Source organism: Bacillus sp. IT-79MI2, from assembly GCF_949768135.1.
GTDB classification, from domain to species: Bacteria; Bacillota; Bacilli; order Bacillales; family Bacillaceae_G; genus Bacillus_A; species Bacillus_A pseudomycoides.
Genome location: NZ_CATKPV010000051.1, coordinates 16,799 through 35,104, shown reverse-complemented (window position 1 = coordinate 35,104; position 18,306 = coordinate 16,799). Strand labels below are relative to the sequence as shown.

Annotated in this window: 22 protein-coding genes, 2 pseudogenes and 2 other annotated features; of the genes and pseudogenes, 6 read left to right on the top strand and 18 right to left on the bottom strand. The window is 35.6% G+C overall.

Features of this window, described 5'->3' with window-relative positions:
- Window positions 1-6 precede the first annotated feature (6 nt).
- Window positions 7-606 carry a helix-hairpin-helix domain-containing protein gene (locus tag ACM6HU_RS06875; protein ID WP_016116386.1) on the bottom strand — a complete coding sequence of 200 codons (600 nt, stop codon included), beginning with the start codon at window positions 604-606 and terminating at the stop codon, window positions 7-9.
- 82 nt (window positions 607-688) lie between these two features.
- Between ACM6HU_RS06875 and comER the strand changes: the two genes are divergently transcribed.
- Window positions 689-1,516 (top strand): late competence protein ComER, encoded by an 828-nt coding sequence (gene comER / locus ACM6HU_RS06870; RefSeq protein WP_016116387.1) that lies wholly within the window; start codon window positions 689-691, stop codon window positions 1,514-1,516.
- Between the two features lie 172 nt (window positions 1,517-1,688).
- Here the strand turns inward: comER and ACM6HU_RS06865 are convergent, their stop codons facing one another.
- The 8 genes from ACM6HU_RS06865 to ACM6HU_RS06830 all read right to left on the bottom strand — a co-directional run bounded on the left by ACM6HU_RS06865 (window position 1,689) and on the right by ACM6HU_RS06830 (window position 6,858).
- Complete coding sequence (locus tag ACM6HU_RS06865) at window positions 1,689-2,438, bottom strand: class I SAM-dependent DNA methyltransferase (protein WP_016132052.1); 750 nt, start codon at window positions 2,436-2,438, stop codon at window positions 1,689-1,691.
- Window positions 2,435-2,791 carry a ribosome silencing factor gene (gene rsfS, locus ACM6HU_RS06860; protein WP_016116389.1) on the bottom strand — a complete coding sequence of 119 codons (357 nt, stop codon included), beginning with the start codon at window positions 2,789-2,791 and terminating at the stop codon, window positions 2,435-2,437. Before rsfS ends, ACM6HU_RS06865 begins: the two co-directional genes overlap by 4 nt.
- Window positions 2,788-3,357 (bottom strand): bis(5'-nucleosyl)-tetraphosphatase (symmetrical) YqeK, encoded by a 570-nt coding sequence (gene yqeK, locus ACM6HU_RS06855; protein WP_016116390.1) that lies wholly within the window; start codon window positions 3,355-3,357, stop codon window positions 2,788-2,790. The genes rsfS and yqeK overlap by 4 nt, the downstream gene beginning before the upstream one ends.
- Window positions 3,347-3,916: a nicotinate-nucleotide adenylyltransferase gene (locus ACM6HU_RS06850; protein ID WP_016116391.1), complete on the bottom strand. Its 570-nt coding sequence runs from the start codon at window positions 3,914-3,916 to the stop codon at window positions 3,347-3,349. Before ACM6HU_RS06850 ends, yqeK begins: the two co-directional genes overlap by 11 nt.
- Before the next feature lie 175 nt (window positions 3,917-4,091).
- On the bottom strand, window positions 4,092-4,382 hold the full coding sequence (yhbY, locus tag ACM6HU_RS06845) for a ribosome assembly RNA-binding protein YhbY (RefSeq protein ID WP_003200592.1): 291 nt from the start codon (window positions 4,380-4,382) through the stop codon (window positions 4,092-4,094).
- Between the two features lie 4 nt (window positions 4,383-4,386).
- Window positions 4,387-5,220 (bottom strand): shikimate dehydrogenase, encoded by an 834-nt coding sequence (aroE, locus tag ACM6HU_RS06840; protein ID WP_016116392.1) that lies wholly within the window; start codon window positions 5,218-5,220, stop codon window positions 4,387-4,389.
- 15 nt (window positions 5,221-5,235) lie between these two features.
- A complete protein-coding gene (gene yqeH, locus ACM6HU_RS06835) occupies window positions 5,236-6,342 on the bottom strand; it encodes a ribosome biogenesis GTPase YqeH (protein ID WP_003200588.1) in 1,107 nt (368 codons plus the stop codon).
- Between the two features lie 3 nt (window positions 6,343-6,345).
- Window positions 6,346-6,858 (bottom strand): YqeG family HAD IIIA-type phosphatase, encoded by a 513-nt coding sequence (locus ACM6HU_RS06830; RefSeq protein ID WP_016116393.1) that lies wholly within the window; start codon window positions 6,856-6,858, stop codon window positions 6,346-6,348.
- A 243-nt stretch (window positions 6,859-7,101) separates the two neighbouring features.
- On the opposite strand from ACM6HU_RS06830, the gene ACM6HU_RS06825 reads away from it, so the two are divergent.
- Window positions 7,102-7,257 (top strand): sporulation histidine kinase inhibitor Sda, encoded by a 156-nt coding sequence (locus ACM6HU_RS06825; RefSeq protein ID WP_000850094.1) that lies wholly within the window; start codon window positions 7,102-7,104, stop codon window positions 7,255-7,257.
- A gap of 148 nt (window positions 7,258-7,405) precedes the next feature.
- Here the strand turns inward: ACM6HU_RS06825 and ACM6HU_RS06820 are convergent, their stop codons facing one another.
- The 3 genes from ACM6HU_RS06820 to rpmG all read right to left on the bottom strand — a co-directional run bounded on the left by ACM6HU_RS06820 (window position 7,406) and on the right by rpmG (window position 9,482).
- Window positions 7,406-8,203 (bottom strand): phosphatidylserine decarboxylase, encoded by a 798-nt coding sequence (locus ACM6HU_RS06820; RefSeq protein WP_016116394.1) that lies wholly within the window; start codon window positions 8,201-8,203, stop codon window positions 7,406-7,408.
- 294 nt (window positions 8,204-8,497) lie between these two features.
- Window positions 8,498-9,211, bottom strand: a complete 714-nt coding sequence (gene sigK, locus ACM6HU_RS06815; RefSeq protein WP_016116395.1) for an RNA polymerase sporulation sigma factor SigK — start codon at window positions 9,209-9,211, stop codon at window positions 8,498-8,500.
- Window positions 9,212-9,332: 121 nt separating this feature from the next.
- Window positions 9,333-9,482, bottom strand: a complete 150-nt coding sequence (rpmG, locus tag ACM6HU_RS06810) for a 50S ribosomal protein L33 (protein ID WP_001265619.1) — start codon at window positions 9,480-9,482, stop codon at window positions 9,333-9,335.
- A gap of 358 nt (window positions 9,483-9,840) precedes the next feature.
- On the opposite strand from rpmG, the gene ACM6HU_RS06805 reads away from it, so the two are divergent.
- Window positions 9,841-10,491, top strand: coding sequence for a GTP pyrophosphokinase family protein (locus ACM6HU_RS06805; RefSeq protein ID WP_016116396.1), 651 nt, complete (start codon window positions 9,841-9,843; stop codon window positions 10,489-10,491).
- A 27-nt stretch (window positions 10,492-10,518) separates the two neighbouring features.
- Here the strand turns inward: ACM6HU_RS06805 and ACM6HU_RS06800 are convergent, their stop codons facing one another.
- The gene (locus ACM6HU_RS06800; RefSeq protein ID WP_016116399.1) at window positions 10,519-10,998 is read right to left on the bottom strand and encodes a hypothetical protein; all 480 of its coding nucleotides are present in this window, start codon (window positions 10,996-10,998) and stop codon (window positions 10,519-10,521) included.
- Between the two features lie 56 nt (window positions 10,999-11,054).
- Window positions 11,055-12,440, bottom strand: a complete 1,386-nt coding sequence (locus tag ACM6HU_RS06795) for an alkaline phosphatase (protein ID WP_016132053.1) — start codon at window positions 12,438-12,440, stop codon at window positions 11,055-11,057.
- Between the two features lie 293 nt (window positions 12,441-12,733).
- Here ACM6HU_RS06795 and ACM6HU_RS06790 point away from each other — a divergent pair, with 293 nt between their 5' ends.
- Entirely contained in the window at window positions 12,734-13,573 is an 840-nt protein-coding gene (locus ACM6HU_RS06790; RefSeq protein WP_016116401.1) for a GNAT family N-acetyltransferase, read from the top strand.
- Between the two features lie 24 nt (window positions 13,574-13,597).
- Window positions 13,598-14,470: an alpha/beta fold hydrolase gene (locus tag ACM6HU_RS06785; protein ID WP_414848128.1), complete on the top strand. Its 873-nt coding sequence runs from the start codon at window positions 13,598-13,600 to the stop codon at window positions 14,468-14,470.
- A 41-nt stretch (window positions 14,471-14,511) separates the two neighbouring features.
- Here ACM6HU_RS06785 and ACM6HU_RS06780 read toward each other — a convergent pair whose 3' ends face one another.
- The 3 genes and pseudogenes from ACM6HU_RS06780 to ACM6HU_RS06770 form a co-directional block, all read right to left on the bottom strand.
- The gene (locus tag ACM6HU_RS06780) at window positions 14,512-15,012 is read right to left on the bottom strand and encodes a DoxX family protein (RefSeq protein ID WP_016116403.1); all 501 of its coding nucleotides are present in this window, start codon (window positions 15,010-15,012) and stop codon (window positions 14,512-14,514) included.
- 259 nt (window positions 15,013-15,271) lie between these two features.
- Window positions 15,272-15,824 (bottom strand): annotated as a pseudogene (locus ACM6HU_RS06775) (delta-aminolevulinic acid dehydratase).
- Window positions 15,821-16,051, bottom strand: a pseudogene (locus ACM6HU_RS06770) (histidine phosphatase family protein); the annotation flags it as partial. The pseudogenes ACM6HU_RS06775 and ACM6HU_RS06770, both read right to left, overlap by 4 nt.
- Before the next feature lie 162 nt (window positions 16,052-16,213).
- Here ACM6HU_RS06770 and ACM6HU_RS06765 point away from each other — a divergent pair.
- On the top strand, window positions 16,214-16,336 hold the full coding sequence (locus ACM6HU_RS06765) for a DUF4023 domain-containing protein (protein WP_003200562.1): 123 nt from the start codon (window positions 16,214-16,216) through the stop codon (window positions 16,334-16,336).
- Window positions 16,337-16,377: 41 nt separating this feature from the next.
- On the opposite strand, the gene ACM6HU_RS06760 is transcribed toward ACM6HU_RS06765, so the two are convergent.
- Window positions 16,378-17,616 carry a TolB family protein gene (locus tag ACM6HU_RS06760; RefSeq protein WP_016116406.1) on the bottom strand — a complete coding sequence of 413 codons (1,239 nt, stop codon included), beginning with the start codon at window positions 17,614-17,616 and terminating at the stop codon, window positions 16,378-16,380.
- Between the two features lie 131 nt (window positions 17,617-17,747).
- Window positions 17,748-17,975 (top strand) — a binding site (T-box leader).
- A 52-nt stretch (window positions 17,976-18,027) separates the two neighbouring features.
- Window positions 18,028-18,255 (top strand) — a binding site (T-box leader).
- Window positions 18,256-18,306: the final 51 nt, after the last annotated feature.

Sequence of the window (18,306 nt, the reverse complement as noted above, 5' to 3'; positions counted from 1 at the left end):
AATCCTTTATGGAATAATTATTTTATCTTTTATTTTTTCAAGCGATTTCTCTCCAATGCCATCTACCTCCAATAAATCTTCCATTTTTTGAAACGGCCCGTGTTCTTCTCGATATTTCAAAATATTTTCTGCTTTCCGAGGCCCAATTCCCGTTATTTTTTCGAGTTGCTCTTTTGAAGCAACATTAATTTGAATTTTCTCCTCCTGCCGCCCTGAAGGTATATTAGCTCCTTGAACTTGCTCTCCTTTTTTCGGAACATAGAGTAACATTTGATCTTGCATAAGTTGCGCTAAGTTCACTTTTCCCATATCCGCTTCAGGTAAAAAACCACCCGCTTTTTCAATCCCGTCTTTCACGCGTGCACCCGCTCCTACCTCATATACACCTTCGCGATGCACAGCACCTTTTATATCAATCATAATTGTTTTTTTCCGTTCATTTGATTCTGCTACTTTCAATTTACCTTTTCTCTCTTCACTCTTCACATTTGTATCAAGTTTCACGGTCGGTTGCACAGCTTGTTGCTTCGTCTGCCACATAAACAGTATAAATACGACGGCAACAGTCCCTAATAAAGCGAGCCACCTCTTTTGAAAATTCTGCATAATTTTAATACCTCCAATTCATAAATTCACAACATGGTTCATATTGTTTAGGAGAAAGATGTTACGAAGGAGGGATGAAACATTGAACATAGGAATTATAGGGACAGGAAACATGGGGAATATACTAATCGATGCATTTTTAGAAACCCGTGCTGTCAAACCTTCGTGCCTTACTATTATTAATCGTACGCCTGCCAAAGCATATCATATAAAAGAGAAGTATCCTTCTGTTCATATAGCAAAGACAGTGCAAGAGGTAATTGAACGTTCAGAGCTTATTTTTATTTGCGTTAAACCTTTAGACATCTATCCAATTTTAAAAAAACACACTGCCCACTTTACTGATGAAAAATGTTTAATTTCTATTACAAGCCCCATATCAGCAGCTCAATTAGAACAGGTTGTATCTTGTCACGTTGCACGTATTATTCCGAGCATTACAAACCGCGCATTCTCTGGCGCCTCACTATTCACATTCGGGAAAAACTGTTCGAAAGAATGGGAACAAAAGTTACTTCGTTTGTTTAAAAATATTTCTACACCTATTGTGATTGGAGAAAATATTACACGAGTTTCATCTGACATTGCAAGCTGCGGACCTGCATTCTTCAGCTACTTACTACAATGTTTCATTGATGCTGCTGTGGATAAAACAAATATTACTCATGAAGAAGCAACTACTTTAGCAAGTGAAATGATTATCGGGATGGGGAAATTACTAGAAAAAGAAATTTTCACATTACCAACTCTACAAGAGAAAGTATGTGTAAAAGGCGGTGTTACAGGAGAAGGCATTCGTATTTTAGAGGATCACGTCGGAGATATGTTCCATAAATTATTCGAGCGGACACATGAAAAATACGATGAAGATTTAGAAGGCGTTGAACAACAATTTAATAAGCACACGTAAATAATACGCCACAATGATACAGAATCCTCTTAAAAATCCTTCTCTTTTTCTCATCCTATTTTTTATCAAACACTTATTTTTAGATTTTATAGGTATTACTTTTCTACTTTTCTATAAATAAAACATTGTATTCTAAACAAAACAAAAGCAACCTAATCGGTTGCTTTTGTTTTTATCCATTTTTTTTCGCCATAAAAAAGATACGTTCCGTTTGTTCAGTTACTTCCATTCGTTCAAAATCACCCGTTACACGAAGCACTGTAAATCCAGATTCTTCAAGCCATTTTGTTAACAATTCAACTGAATAGGCACGTTGCATATGACATTCATCAAAGCGGTGATATACACCTTCCTCTGGATCCTGTACAAAGAATGACAAGTCATGTTCTACACTATCTGATTCTTCGCCAGGGAAGCAGTTCCAAATGAGAGCTATCTCTTCCCCATTGACTGTGTACGTTTCATTTTGAAAGACATGATAAATTTTATATAAAGAGTGTACATCAAATAAGAACAGACCTTCTTGACGCAGATGGTGAAATACTCGTCTGAATGTTTCTTGTATCCCCTCTTCTTGCAATACATAATTTAATGAATCACAAAAGATTGTCACACAATCAAATTCACCAGGAACATCCAGTTCTCTCATATCCTGTTGATAAAAAGGAATAAAATACCCTTCTCCCCCTAGCTTTTGCTGGGCAACTGTTAGCATTTCTTCTGAAAGATCGACACCAATCATGTCATAACCTTTTCGCACAAGCGGAAGTGTTACATTCCCAGTCCCGCACGCTACATCAAGAATCTTCGCCTCTTTCATGCCTGCCTGCTGTAAGCTTTCCTCTGTGAATTCTACCCATTTATCATATGGGACATCATTCATGAGTTCATCATACAACAATGCAAATTGCTCATATCTCATTGGCTTAACTCTTCTGTAATATCTTCACGTGGCACATCGCCCCATAGACGCTCTAAATTATAATGATCACGCTCATCTTTATGGAATACATGCGCAACTACATCACCAAGGTCCACTAAAACCCAACGCGCTTCATCGAAGCCTTCCATACGTTGTACGTCGATTTGGAATTCATGTGCCTTCGCTTTAATTTCACGTGCAATTGCTTGTACTTGCTTATCAGAATTCCCATGACAAATAATAAAATAATCTGCAATTGGTGAAATTCCTTGCATGTTTAGTACAACCATATCTTCTGCTCTTTTATCATCAGCTGCTTTTGCTGCTAATACTAATAACTCTTTATCTTTCATTCAGTAATTTCCTCCTTCAGGACCGCATTGTATGTTTGAAATGTTAACGGATAGATCGTTTGATCCTTTTCCATTAAAAATTGAATCGTACGTTTTAATGCAAATAATAAAGCTTTATTTATATCTTCCTGTGCTAATTTCCGTGCTTCTTCCACACCTGGAAATTTGCGTCCAGGTTCAATATAATCTGCCACATAAATAACTTTATCAAGCATTGTCATCTCTTCATGACCGCTTGTGTGATATGTAATAGCTTGCAGAATTTCAGAGTCCGTAATGCCGACTTCTTTTTCTACTAAGTATGCCCCAACTGGTGCATGCCATAACTCTTTGTTGTAGTGAAGTAAATCTTTTGGCAACTCTTCCTGCTTAATAATGTCTTCCATCTCTTGAATCGATCTACATTTTGCATAATCATGAAATATAGCAGCCATTTCTGCTTTTTTCTCATCCACGCCATATAGCTTAGCAAGTTCAATTGCCGTTTCCATTACACCAATTGTATGTATATAACGTTTTTCATGCATTTGTTGTTTTACAATCTCAAGTGCTTTCTCACGATTCATACAACCCATTCCTCTCGATATATACCTGTACTTGTTCTGGAAGCAAATATTTGCACGTTTTCTTCTCTTTATATCTCTCACGTAACAAGGAAGACGAAACAGCAAATTCCGGAATTTCTACTGTGACGATTGCATAAGGTGTATTTAATGTATACCCCGGTCTTGCAACTCCAACAAAAGTTACAAGTTGAAGTAATTTCTCGATGTTATACCATTTTGGTAAATACTCCACCATATCTCCGCCAATAATAAAATGAAACTGCGCGTCCGGATGCTTCTTAGTTAATTGTAACATAGTGTCATATGTATAGGATGGACCTTCTCTTCTTAACTCTTCTAAACAAACCGAGAAATACTCCTCTTGCCCAATTGCTAACTCTAACATGTTCAATCGATTTTCTACACTTGTAATACTACGATCTTGTTTATGAGGTGGAATTTGATTCGGCAAAAACCATATTTCATCAAGCGCGAGTGCATCATATACCTCATTTGCAATCAGCAAATGTCCATAATGAGGCGGATCAAACGTGCCGCCAATGATTCCGATTTTTTTCAAATGAAACGCCCCCTTTAATTCACAAGCAGTAATCTTTCCGAAACAACATGCGGAGAGATTACTGCCTGTAAAAGCTCAATTGGTCTAAACCCTATTAGCAAGAACGAATCTCGAACATAGCAAGCATATGCTATGGAAACGACCTATACACATCCTGAGCACAGTAAACTTGCTATTATGGAAGTTTGATTTGTTTATTTTCTCTTGATTCTTTATATAAAACAATTGTGCTTCCAATTACTTGGACAATTTCAGCTCTCGCACCTTTAGCCAACTCTTCTGCAACTTCACGACGATCAAATTCACAGTTTTGTAGTACGCTCACTTTGAATAACTCACGAGCTTCTAACGCCTCTGCAATTTGTTTTACCATATTTTCATTTACGCCACCTTTTCCAACTTGAAAAATCGGTGTTAAGTGATGTGCTTTTGCACGTAAAAATCTTTTTTGTTTTCCTGTTAACATATAGTTAGCCTCCAAGCTTTCTCATTACTAATTGTTTCATTTTTTCGATATTCGGCATACGTCCTGTCCACATTTCAAATGCAAGTGCTCCTTGATAAACAAACATATCTATTCCATTCTGCACGATTGCTCCTTTAGCTTTTGCATCTTGCAGAAGCTTTGTCTCAAATGGATTATAAATAATATCCGAGACAATCGTCCCTTGTTTCAAAGATCGAATTTGCAACGGTGTATTTTGGATATGCGGATGCATTCCTATCGTTGTTGTATGAATGATAATATCATAATTCCCTTGTTCTTCAGTTGCTTGCTCTAATGAAAGAGCTTGCGATGTAATCTTTGCTTGGCATCCAGAGAGAAGATGATTTGCCTTTTCCACTGTTCGATTGGCAATATCAATTTCCTTTACACCTGCGTCTGCAAGCGAAAAATAGATAGCACGGCACGCTCCACCTGCACCGAGTAATAAAATACGCTTTTGATAAAGCGGCTCTTTACTAATCGATTGTAATGAACGAACATAACCAATTCCATCTGTATTATAACCAATTAGTTTTCCATCTCTATGAACTACCGTATTCACAGCACCAATTTGCTTTGCTAACGGATCAATTTCATCCAAGTATTTCATAATTGAAACTTTATGTGGAGTCGTGACATTAAATCCTGAAACTCCTAACGCCTTTAACCCTTTCACTGCTTCCCCTAATGTTTCTTCTTCTACAAGAAACGCATGATAATGAGCATCTATATTCAAGTGTTCAAATGCATCGTTATGCATGAGCGGTGACAATGAATGTCCAATTGGATTCCCGATTACACCATATAATTGTTTCATAAATCCCTCTCCATATTAAATTAAAGATTTACGTAATGAAACACTAACTCCTTTTGGTACATGAGCAACGATTTTTGCACCTGGCTCATTTACAGTCACCCATCCTAATCCAGAGAATACAACATCTGTTTTTGGCTCACGAATATTAAATTCATATTTCACAAGCCCAGGCATATTTTCTAGTTCTTCTGGAGTTGGTGGATTTAATAACTCCCCAGCATGTTTTTCATACAATTCATCTGCTTTTTCAAGTTTTGTACGATGAATTGGTAGACGATTTGATAAATGACAAGTGAACGCACGACGACCACCACTAATATAATCAAAACGTGCTAATCCCCCGAAGAATAATGTTTGTTCTTCGTTTAATTGGAATACCATTGGCTTAATTTCCTTCGTTGGTGTAATAAGCTTTAAGCTTTGCTTTCCAACGTAATGTGCCATTTGGTGGTGATTAATAATACCTGGTGTATCATATAAAGAAGATGTTTCATCTAACGGAATGTCAATTAAATCAAGTGTTGTTCCTGGAAAATGAGACGTTGTAATCACATTCTCAGTTTCTTCACTAAATTCTTTAATCATGCGATTAATAAATGTAGATTTCCCAACATTTGTACACCCTACAACGTATACATCCTTACCACCGCGGTACTGTTCAATCGCCTCAGCAAGCTCGCGAATACCTTGTCCTTTTGCTGCACTAATTAAAAAGACATCTTCTGGTTTTAGGCCCAGTTGCTTTGCACTATAACGCATCCAATGTTTTACTTTATCATGCTTTACTGACTTTGGAATTAAATCCGATTTGTTTCCAACAAGCAATACTTTGTTGTTCCCTACAAAACGATGTAAGCCTGGTAACCAACTACCATTGAAGTCAAAAATATCTACAATTTTGACAACAAGTGCATCTGATTGTCCAATTCCATTTAAAATACGCAAGAAATCATCATCTGTTAAAGACACATCTTGAATTTCATTATAGTTCTTTAAACGGAAACAACGTTGACAAATCACTTGTTCTTTTTCTAAAGATGAAGTTGGTGCATATCCAACTCCATTTTTATTTTCTGTTTGAATTTCTACACCGCAACCAATACATTTAATTGTTTCAGTCAAACTTTATTCCTCCCAGTTAATTAAACCTTTTTTCTTCATATTGCTCATAATTCTTCGTTCAATTTTTCGATTAAAGCGCGTTACTAGTCCATCTGTTTGTGCCACTGGCACGACTAAAATTGTATATAAACCAACGCGATTCCCGCCTAATACATCCGTTAACAATTGGTCCCCAATAACAACTACTTCATCCGCTTTTAAATTCATTTCTTGTATCGCACGTTTAAAAGCACGAACAAATGGTTTACGTGCACTATGGATAAAAGGAATGCCAAGTGGATCTGCAAAATCCTTTACACGTTGCTCATTATTATTTGAAACGACCGTTACTTGAATGCCTTGCTCTTTCATGTTTAAAAACCATTGCTCAAGCTTAGGCGTTGCATTCGGGCGATCCCATTCAATTAAAGTATTATCTAAATCAGTAATAATACCTTTGATCCCGCGCTTTTTTAAATCTTCCGGTTGAACATGATATACGTTTTTTACGTATTCATTAGGTAAAAATAATTTCAATTTCTTTCACCTCTTTGAGGAGTTTTCTTAAAATTTTTCGACAACATTTTTCGATAGCGAGCTTGTGGATAACATTGTACACATTTTCCACACTAATATTTCAGTTAATTCGAAATTTATCAACAATTCATACACACCTTATCCACGGTGATATGTGGATAACTAGTCGTTTGTGACTATCATAATTTTTTGATACAGTAGATGCAACAAAGAACCTATCCTTATTATCGGAGGTGACTCACCTTGAAAACGAAACATATGGAACAGTTATCTACTGAGTTACTCACTGAGTCTTATTATAAAGCAAAAGAACTAAAATTAAATCCTGACTTCATTTTACTTATAAAACAAGAAATCATCCGGCGATCATTAGAGGACAAGCTTGTCAAATCGTCTTGAGTACATATAGATTACTGCTTCGCCTGTAAAAAGAGCCATCCTCAAGATGGCTCTTTTATAAAATGAAACTTCCATCCGTGGGAACTTTTCACTCATCCCATAAGCCCATCTAACTTCTTGGTGCCCTCACAAGTTTGTGATAAAACTTTTACTGCCCGTTACCATTAGATAAGCGCGTTGCGATTTTTTCACCAACGCGAAGTTCTTGGCCACTCGTTAATGTTGAAACAACTTCAACCATTCCTTTTTCAAACAGTAAAACGACCGTTGAACCAAATGTAAAGTATGCCATCTCTTCACCTTTTTGAACAGTGTTTCTTTCATGAAGAAGCTCAATACTATTTACAAACATAGCTCCTACTTTTACAAGCGCCATATGTTGCCCTTCACTATCGACCTCTGTGACAGAACGATAATTCTTTGACAATGGCTCTTTTCCATATTTCATTCCTGCTGCGTTTACTGGATATGATTTTCTCCCAAGTACAAATCTCTCTGTCACAGCACCTGAGAGCGGGCTATGAATGCGATGATAATGACTTGGACTTAAATAAATAACCATATATGTACCGCCGGCATAGCGTCTTGCTCGCTCTTCATTACCTAGCATATCCACAAGCGAATACCGCTTGCCCTTAATATCAAATGTTTTCGTTTCTTCAATAGGGCCATGATCAGCAGATACCCCATCAACAGGACTAACAATACTTGATGCCTCTGCATCTATTTCTCGTTTTCCTTCTTTCAACTTACGTGTAAATAATTCATGCAGCGTCTGGTATTCCTTTAAATCCTTCTCCATCTCATCCTGATTCAATTGAAATGCTTTTGCATAAGACGAAATAATAATGGAACTTAAGCGAGACTGTGCAAATTTACGTAATATATAAGAAGTAAAACGCCCGTTTGTAAGTTCGATCATGAGTCGATATAATGTACGTCGCAAACCGCGAAACCTCCTAATAAGTCTTAATGTAACAATTAAGTTTAGCTTTCCCTTCTTTTCTTTCTATATCAGAAAGTGGTTTTTATATTCACTTATCATACATCGAGCCAGTCATATAAAAAGAAAAAGCAAGTACTATTTCATTCTTAAATTCGTTAGCACCTTCTAATATTACAGATAGAACCCGTCATTTTCAACAGTGAACGTATATTTCTTCTTAGAGTTTCTTGTTTTATTCCCTTTTCATCAAAAGAAAAAACGGCTGCACTTGAGCTGCAACCGTACCACACACCTTTACGCTTTTCCCTTCTTTTCCTTCTCCGCACGAACAAATTCATGAAACATTTTCATCAGTGCTCGCTTCTCAATCCGGGACACGTAACTTCTTGAAATGCCTAGCGCTTTCGCAATTTCTCGCTGCGTTTTTTCTTTATCAAGACCAAGTCCAAACCTTTTTACAATCACTTCTTTCTCTCGTTCATCTAAAATATCGATATATTCCTTAATTTTTTCTAATTCCATGCTAAGCTGAATCATATCAATTACATCTTCGGATTCGGATTTTAAAATGTCGATAAGTGATATTTCATTTCCTTCCTTGTCCTGTCCAATCGGGTCATGAAGTGAAACATCTTTTTTTGTTTTCTTCAGTACACGCAAATGCATTAAAATTTCATTTTCAATACAACGAGCTGCATATGTCGCCAGCTTCGTTCCTTTCCCCGCTGAATAACTCTCAATTGCCTTAATGAGCCCAATCGTTCCGATAGAAATTAAATCTTCCGAATCCTCACCTGTGTTTTCAAATTTCTTAACAATATGAGCCACAAGCCGTAAATTATGTTCAATTAAAAGATTTCTCGCATGAGCATCACCTTGCTCCATCAGCTCTAAGTACTTCTTTTCATCATCTGGTGACAATGGCTGTGGAAACGCATTGTTTTTAACATAAGAAACAAATACAAACACTTCGCGAATCATGTATCCAATTGCGGCGAATAGACTCAAACCCTTCACCTCCGCCAAAATAGTGGTCTTTACTATGTGTATGTGGGTGGTGGGGTGTTTGTGTCTGTACCTATTTAAGAATAGAAATGCATAAAAAAACAGCTAGATTTCTCTAGCTGTTTTACTTCGTTTCACGATGCAATGTTACTCGCTTTAATCGTGGACAATATTTTTTCAGTTCAATACGCTCCGGATTATTTCGCTTATTCTTCTTCGTAATATAATTACGATCACCGCATTCTGTACAAGCTAATGTAATGTTTACACGCATATGTAGACCTCCTTTTCTCCAAAGATCCCACCTAAAACGTAATGATTACGATTTATATAATAAATGCTATTATTCTTTTTGTCAATTCATCCTTTTAACAATCATTCTAAAAAGACAAAAAACTGAAACAATTAGTTCATACGAAATTCACATCAATCCATTACTATTAGAATTGTACATAATCAATTTACTAACAATCCAATTTATTGATATATGAAAGCTAATTAGAAAGGAGTTAAAAACAAATGAAAGCAAAATACCGTTTTATAATCTCATCATTTGCAGCATGCGCTTATATGATTTGGTATTTAGTATAATAGGCAACCTTATTTGCAAATATGAAAAGGTGTGTATATAAATGAAATATAATCAATCAACTGTTAACTATTGGAAAGCATTTGTATTACCTTATACATTCGCTTTAGAAGAGTTAAAAACAAAATTCGAAATTATGAACCGGGAAGCTCAATTCTTAGAGGACTACAACCCGTTTGAACATATAAAAACAAGATTGAAACAGCCTGAAAGTATCGTAAAAAAACTCGAACGCAAAAATTTAGCACCAACGATTGCAAATGCGCAAACACATTTGCAAGATATTATCGGCATTCGGATTACATGTTGCTTTGTGGAAGATATTTATCACTTAAAACAAGTCATTGAAAATCGTGAAGACATGGAAATTGTAGAAGTAAAAGATTACATTGCTAATCCAAAGCAAAACGGCTACAAAAGTTTGCATATGATTATTAAGTATCCACTAGCGCTAAATTCTGGTACAAAAGAAGTTTTTGCAGAAATTCAATTACGTACACTCGCTATGGACTTCTGGGCAAGTTTAGAGCATAAACTCTACTATAAATATGAGGGGAATATCCCCGATTATTTAAAAGATGAACTCCACGATGCTGCCATGAAAGCTGAAGAGCTTGATAATAAAATGGCAACCATCCGCCAAGATATTGATGATATTGAAGCATGTTCAAATCAAATTTTACTACCATTATAAAAAGGTTCTCCTAATAAGAGAACCTTTTTATTTCTTTTCTACCGTCCGGACTTCTTCAATTTTCCAATGCTCATCTTCTTTTCCTAGCGCATACCGGATCTTTTTCTGAAGAGAGCTTCCACCATCTATTTCTTTTTCTTCTGTTTCAACAATGACAAAATCGCCTTTTGAACTTTTCACTTGAACACGATTCAACTCAATTCTCTTATTTTCTCTTTGAAATGCAGCTTTCTTTTGTGTCCGTAAGTCTTCGGCGCCAACAATTTTGCTCGAAAACAAAGCCATATGTTGATCGAAATTTTTTTCGTTTGTCGTCTGTACAAACGTCTCTATTACATTCCGAATTTCTTTCTCTTCTTCTGGTGTTACATGTACCTTCGTTTCTTGTTTTACCGTTACCTCTTTCTTTTCTATATCTTTTTGCTTCGTTTCTTGCTGAAATTGACAACCCATTAATAATAACCCAGCTATAGCAGAAGCCCCTATTTTCTTAACAAAATTTTGCATCCTTTATTCCTCCAAAAAAGAAAAAACGAGGCGAAATGCCTCGCTTTCCTTCACAATTAACGTCTACCTTTATTAGGGTCACCGCCACCAACAATATCGAAGACGCGTTTTGCTAAATTTGTATTTTCTTGAACGCCAGAGAATAGATATTTACCTGGTCCAAATGCATATACGTTCACATCTTCACCAGTATGTCCACCTGTTGTCCAGCCTGTAAATGAACGTTTATTGAAGATTTCTTCAATCGCATTATCAATTTTCGTTACGTCTTTTGATGGAGCAATGTCATTCACGGATTTAATTTCTTCTGGTGTTAATTGTAAATCAATGTATTTTTTCAACGTTTCTTCTACATTTGCACCTTTTACAATTTCATTTGCCATAAAGTCTGGTGTACGTTTCGCAGCTTTAATTGCATTTGCATTAAAGTTATATTCACCGTTTACACCAAGAGAGAATCCACCAGTAGAATGGTCAGCTGTTGCAATCACTAATGTATGTTTATCTTTTTTCGCAAATTCAATTGCTGCTTTAAATGCTTTCTCAAAGTCTTCCATTTCACTCATCGCACCAACTACATCATTATCATGGCCAGCCCAGTCAATTTGACTACCTTCTACCATTAAGAAGAAACCTTTATCGTTTTTATTTAAACGATTGATTGCTGCATTTGTCATTTCTTCTAACGAAGGTGTTTTTTCATTACGATCGATCATTTTATCTAAGCCACCTGGTGCAAATAAACCAAGAATTTGATCACTTTTATCATTTAATAATTGTTCACGATCTGTTACATAGCTATAACCAGACTTCTTAAATTCTTCTGTAAGATTTCGATCTTTTCTTACAAAGTTATTCACGCCACCACCAAGAAGAACATCTACTTTATGTTTCCCATTAATTTTCTCATCAAAGTAATCATTTGCAATTGCATCCATATTTTTACGGCTTATATCATGCGCTCCAAAAGCAGCTGGCGTTGCATGTGTAATTTCAGAAGTTGCAACTAAACCTGTTGATTTTCCTTGCTCTTTTGCTTGTTCAAGTACTGTTTTCACTTCTGCCTGATCATTATCAACCGCGATTGCTGCATTGTATGTTTTCACACCTGCTGACATCGCTGTTGCCGCTGATGCAGAATCCGTAATATTTTGATGCTCATCTTCTGGATATGTCTTTTGTGTTCCTACAAGATGATTATCAAATTCTGTCGATTCCATTTCAAACGTCTTTGGATTGTCTTTCATATAACGATGAGCAGTCATATACGAAGGTCCCATGCCATCCCCAATTAAAACAATTACATTCTTAATTTTTGGATCACTTGCTTTTCCATCCGCTTTAATTACATCTGAACGTGTTACGCCCCACGTTACTACAGAAGTAAGTGCTAACGATGTGACAACTGCAAATGGCCATGCTTTCTTCATAAACTTTTTCACTTTTTTTGTCCCCCTAATACGTTATTAAGTTCCCAATACCCAATTTAAAGGAAGACTATTAAGGAAAAGTTAGTTATATGTAAATATTTTGTTAAGTAATGTAAATTTCAGTTATAATTTGTATATCTTTGTCTTATATCATTAAGCTTTATCACCTTTACAAAATGAAAAGAAACTAGTGTGGATTTTTCAAAATTAAAAATTACTGCTTTACATTCTCTCTGTTTATGACTATGTATTTATTTTTTTCATGGTAAAATATTTCTACTAGATTAGAAATGTGGTGATTCAATATGCAAATACAAAAACTAAATAATTCTAGTATTTCACAGCTCATTTCTCTTTGCGAAGCTGTTGGATGGTTACAGCCTCAATTATTTATGCGAAAGCAATTTGAAATGTACCTGTCAATCGGAAGTCTATTTGGCTATACACAGAACGAAAAACTGATTGCTACTGGTGGGGTATTCCCTTCCGAATCTGGATTTTCTTCTATCGGTATGTTAATGGTTCACCCCAACTTTCAAAAACAAGGACTTGGCCATTCTCTACTCGATTTTTGTGTGCACCAAGCGCCTACTTCTCTCCCTGTTATACTCATCGCAACAGATGCTGGTGTGCTCTTGTACCAAAAATACGGCTTTACGACAATTACAACAATCCATCGCTTTGAAAAATTTGTTACAAATACATCTACGAATCTCTCTCATTTCAAGCAAATTATACAAGATGATCTTAGTTCTCTGATTAAGCTTGATAAAACCGCAACAGGTACGCATCGTCCAAACCATTATTCGATATTACTAGCTAGAGCAGCACTCACATTTAAAATTGAAAGAAACCATAGGATAGAGTCTTTTGCATTATGTATCCAAAAAGGGGATGTACTGTGCATTACCCCTCTTATCGCAAAAAATGAGGGAGATGCAATCCAATTATTACAATCCATTTGCAAAGGTTGGAATGGAACTGTACGTATAGATGTTCCACACTCACAATGTACATTTCGAGCACACTTGGAATCGAAAGGATTTCAAGAAACACTTCTTTCACCCCTTATGATAAAAAATGGAAGTCACCTATCTGGAAATCGTGACCATTTATTTGCTATGATGGATGCAGCGTTATGTTAGAAAGGGGTCAAATGCTTGAAACGAATGAAATCTTATATAGTAAGCTGTTTTACTCTTACATTATTAGTGGGTTGTAATGCGGCAGAAAAACCAGTAGAAACAGTAAAACAAGTAAAAAATACAATTGAAACAAAGTTAACAACAGATGAAAAAATGGTCGAAATAGATGGACAAACTATTTACTTTAAACAAATTGGAAAAAAGAAACCACCATTACTTATGCTTCATGGATTTGGTGGATCATCCAACGGATTTAGCGATATTTATGCAGACTTAGCAAAAGATCATACGATTATCTCCGTTGATGTTTTAGGATTTGGCCATTCTTCCAAGCCGATGGATTTTCCATATTCTTTCCCTAACCATGCCAATCTTTATTATAAGTTAATGAAAAAATTAGGATATGATACATTTGCAGTGCTTGGTCACTCTATGGGTGGAGAAATTTCTCTTAATTTAACATACTTATATCCAAGTGCAGTTACCCATCTCATTTTAACAGATGCTACAGGGGCTGTATCATTAACAAATAGAAATGCTTCACCTAAGCCACAGTTATCGAATGATTTACATACTGTTTCTTCTATTACAGATTATGATGAAAGCAAAGTGAAATTTAAACGCGATGATACAGAACATTATAACCAAATGAAAATGTGGCCTAGACGTCTTAAGATTAATGCTAGTGAAATCAAGCTTCCGACTTTAATTATTTGGGGCAGAAATGATAGTAGTGTATCATGGAAAGAAGGCGAATCTTATCATCAGTTTTTAAAAAACAGCGCCTTTCATATTATTGAAAAAGGTTATCATGCCCCATTCCGCCAAGAACCGAAAGAATTTATGGGCTATGTAAAAGAATTCTTTGAAAAGAATCCAACCGAAACGACAAAGTAATAAAAACGGGTATCTCACTTTTGAGATACCCGTTTCATATATTAAGCAGCTTGCCTCTGTCTTTTTTGCGTTTTTGAACCTAGTAATTTAGGTACAATCCAACCATCAATTCCAAGTTTTCCAGCATTCATGCCAGCAACTAAAACAAACATAGATAAAATAACCATTTGTGGATTCACACCTAGAGACCCACTAAACATATAGGAAAAGTTCATTACAAGACCAAAAAAGACAGCTGTTTTCGTTAAACAACCTACAATTAAACCTATTCCAACTAGAATTTCTCCCCATGTTACAAGCGTGTTAAATAGATCAACATTCGGAATTGCAAAGTCTTGTAAGAATGATGCCCACCAAGATTGAACAGCTGGTTGTGCTCCTTTTGACTTTTCAATAGCCCCCTGCAAATAACCTGTCGCATCAAATCCCTTTCCTTGTAACTTTCCGATTCCAGCCATCAACCATGTGTACCCCAGATAAACACGGATAATCGCTAACACAAAAGAAACTGCTTTGTTTTCTCTTAAAAATTGAATAACCATATCTTCCTCCTAAAGATGTAATTAAGTTAGTTACAGGTAATATCTTAACATTAGTTACTTACTTTTCAAATGTTAATTATGAATAAATTGTGACAATTACATAGAATGTTAAAAACTAACATTTATATAGTTGCTTTTATTTCCTTGCAAAAAACTTGAAAATATCATACCATAATTGATAATGATTTTCATTATTTTTTGTGAAAAAATTATGTGATAAATGTGAAACGTACTTATCCTATATTCGGATGAATACGTTTTATTCTTTATATAATTCAAATGTAAGAGTCTCGTTATCTAATGATTTTGCAACTTGAAATGCACCATCTATTGTTTTTTGATGGTTGATAATCCCGTAAAATAAGCGGATTGTAAACATAAATGCTGCAGTTCCATCCACATAATCTGTTGAACCTATATAGGTTTGTACACCACTATTTAAAAATGCTTTCACAAGTTTTGGATTTCCTAAAGTACACGAGCTATTAATAATATATATTATGCAATTTTGCATATTGTTTAATTTCATCTACACCAGAATTCTCTCTCGGCTCATCTTCTTCATACACAGCTTCTCCTAATTCTCCCATTACAAATCCACCTTCTTCACCATGAAAACAAAAAACAATATAATCTATATCTTCATACAAACTTTTTCCTGAAAGAACATCCATCAAATCACGTGGCCAATCAATCCAATATGTCACGACTTTTGCTCCAAAATACTCAAGAGTCGCTCGAAGCGATTGTGCTTCTAAATCTGAATTGTCACCAACTACTAACCCAATATTCAAATGAAAACCTTCATTCATAAGTTCATTTTATATATACCTGTCTCTTCTAAAAAGTCCTCTCTAGTTAACTCCTGCTTTTGTAAATACTGTCTATATGCGGTAATCGTTCCATCATGTGACACAATACAGATTCTTTCTGTCTTTAATGTATAACACCAGTTGATAAATTCATCTGCTCTAGCCCCAAATTCCTTCTCGGAAATCGTATTTATCCCCTCGTCCCATAACACACTGTTTACGCTTTCACTTTATAATTCTTATATATTTAGGGAGGGATTCACAAATGTTTGAAAGCTGAAAAATCTATACAGAGTTATACATTTTTTAATCCGAATACCAATTCATGATTCTCCTCTCAAATGGTTATAGTAACAGAGATAAAACGAAATTCTGAGGAGGATATATCAATGAGTAACTCAAATGATTTTTTAGACACAATACACGAAAAACAAGCGAAAGACGAGCAAAATAGAAAACGCCAAGGGAATGGAAATCCTGGGAAAAAGAAGCCGAATAAAACGCACAAATAACTATAAAAAAGCTGCCTAAAAAATATTCTAGGCAGCCTTTTTTAACCTTCTTTTACAGAAATAACTTCCTCCCAATTCCATTTTTCATAATACCACTGGGGGACATCAATATTTTCAATCCATTTCTTCGCTTTCGATCCATCTCCATTCGCCAACAACATATCTGCCTTTTTACGGTCAGAGCGCATCCATGTCAGCTGATTTTCACTTTTTATATAAAGTGGATTGTAATCTCCATATTTTTTTGAAGGAGTTGTAATTTGACGTTGTCGATTTGATTGAATATTTACTTGGTATAAAGAAGGCAATGATCTTTTTTCTTCTTCGTTTGACCATTCCATTTCCTTCGCTCTTGAAAGAGTAATAAGTTCATTATCCTGCCATGTAAAATCCCAATCAACATATCCTTTTGGAGTGAATTTTTCTTGCTGGAGAGCGGGTAATTCCTTTACTTTTAAATGTTTATTCTCTAACGCAAATCTTCCACTTCCTTCAATATAAGCTAATATATTTTTCGATGGAGCCCATTGTATCCATTGGCTGTTTAATAACATTTGATCTACTTTTTCAAAATAACTTCCGTCCGCTTTCAAAAGACAAAGTGTATTACTATCAGCTGACCACGAAGCAGTTGGTACAGCTAAAAAAGCAATCCACTTTTGATTTGGAGACCACTTGAAATCACTTGCAATATAAGCTAAGAAATCTTCCTGCATACTCGGTAATGTATATAGGTGTTTCATTTTATTTGGATTCATTCCTGCATCCTTTTGTACTTCATATAACTGCGCTCCTGTCCAACCTGTTGGAAGCAACTGAGCCTCAGTCGAAACAAGAAATTTCTTTCCGTCTGGATACCATGCATAGTCTCCTACACCCGATGATACATTTTCAAACGTTGCATTCTTCTTCTCTGCATCAAATGTATTTAACGTGCTTGTAAATTCAAATGCAATTATATTCTCTGCCGGTGACCATTGATAATTCGTTGCTTCTGTCTGAGACGGAACAACTTTTTTTCCATCCGCAACACGGTACAATTCAAGCTGATTTTGTTCCTCTCCCTTTGCGTATGCGATCCATTTTCCATCATGTGACCATTTTGGCTTTGTTATGTACTCTCCTTTTGTTATTTGTTTTTCGTTCCCATCGATTTTTATCCAGAGATTATGGTTACGAATAAAAGCTACTTGTATATTTTTTGTTTCAGCTTGAACAGTAGGCACAGCTTCATATAAGCAGCAAATACAGACAATCAAAACAGTTATTTTTTTCCACATCTTTTCCTATCCTCCTATAGATAATTCCCACTTATCGTTCCCCTTATCTACTATATTTAAATAAAATTATTGTTGACAACTCTTCAAATACAGTTTTATAATACAAAACATAGTTTAGTTGAACGAATTATATATCGGCTTTGAAGGAAACTTAGTAGCGACTTATATCCCTGACTCAGAGAACTGATGGTTGGTGCAAATCAGTACATATACAAGCGTGAATTACAATTCTGGAGCTTCTTTCCCGTAGTGCGATTATGCATGAAGAGAAAGACGGATCTTTCCGTTATCTTAAAGTAAGTGGTAAACAATTTTTTGTTTACAAGTAGGGTGGTACCGCGATTTCTATCGTCCCTATCGGATTTTCCGATAGGGGCTTTTTTGCGTCTTCCCCTTTTAAACAATTTCATATATTACGCGTTGAAAGAATCGCAGTAGTAACTTATATCCCTGTTTCAGAGAGCTGATGTTTGGTGCGAATCAGTACATATACAAGTGCGAATTACAATTCTGGAGTTTCTTTTTCGTAGTGCTATTTTTGCATGAAGGAAAAGACGGATTTTTCCGTTATCAGTAACTGAGAAGTAGGTGAATTTTCACTTACAAATAGGGTGGTACCGCGATTTCTTCGCCCCTATCGGATTTTCCGATAGGGGCTTTTTCTATTTCTCACAAAAACAAATGTTAAAT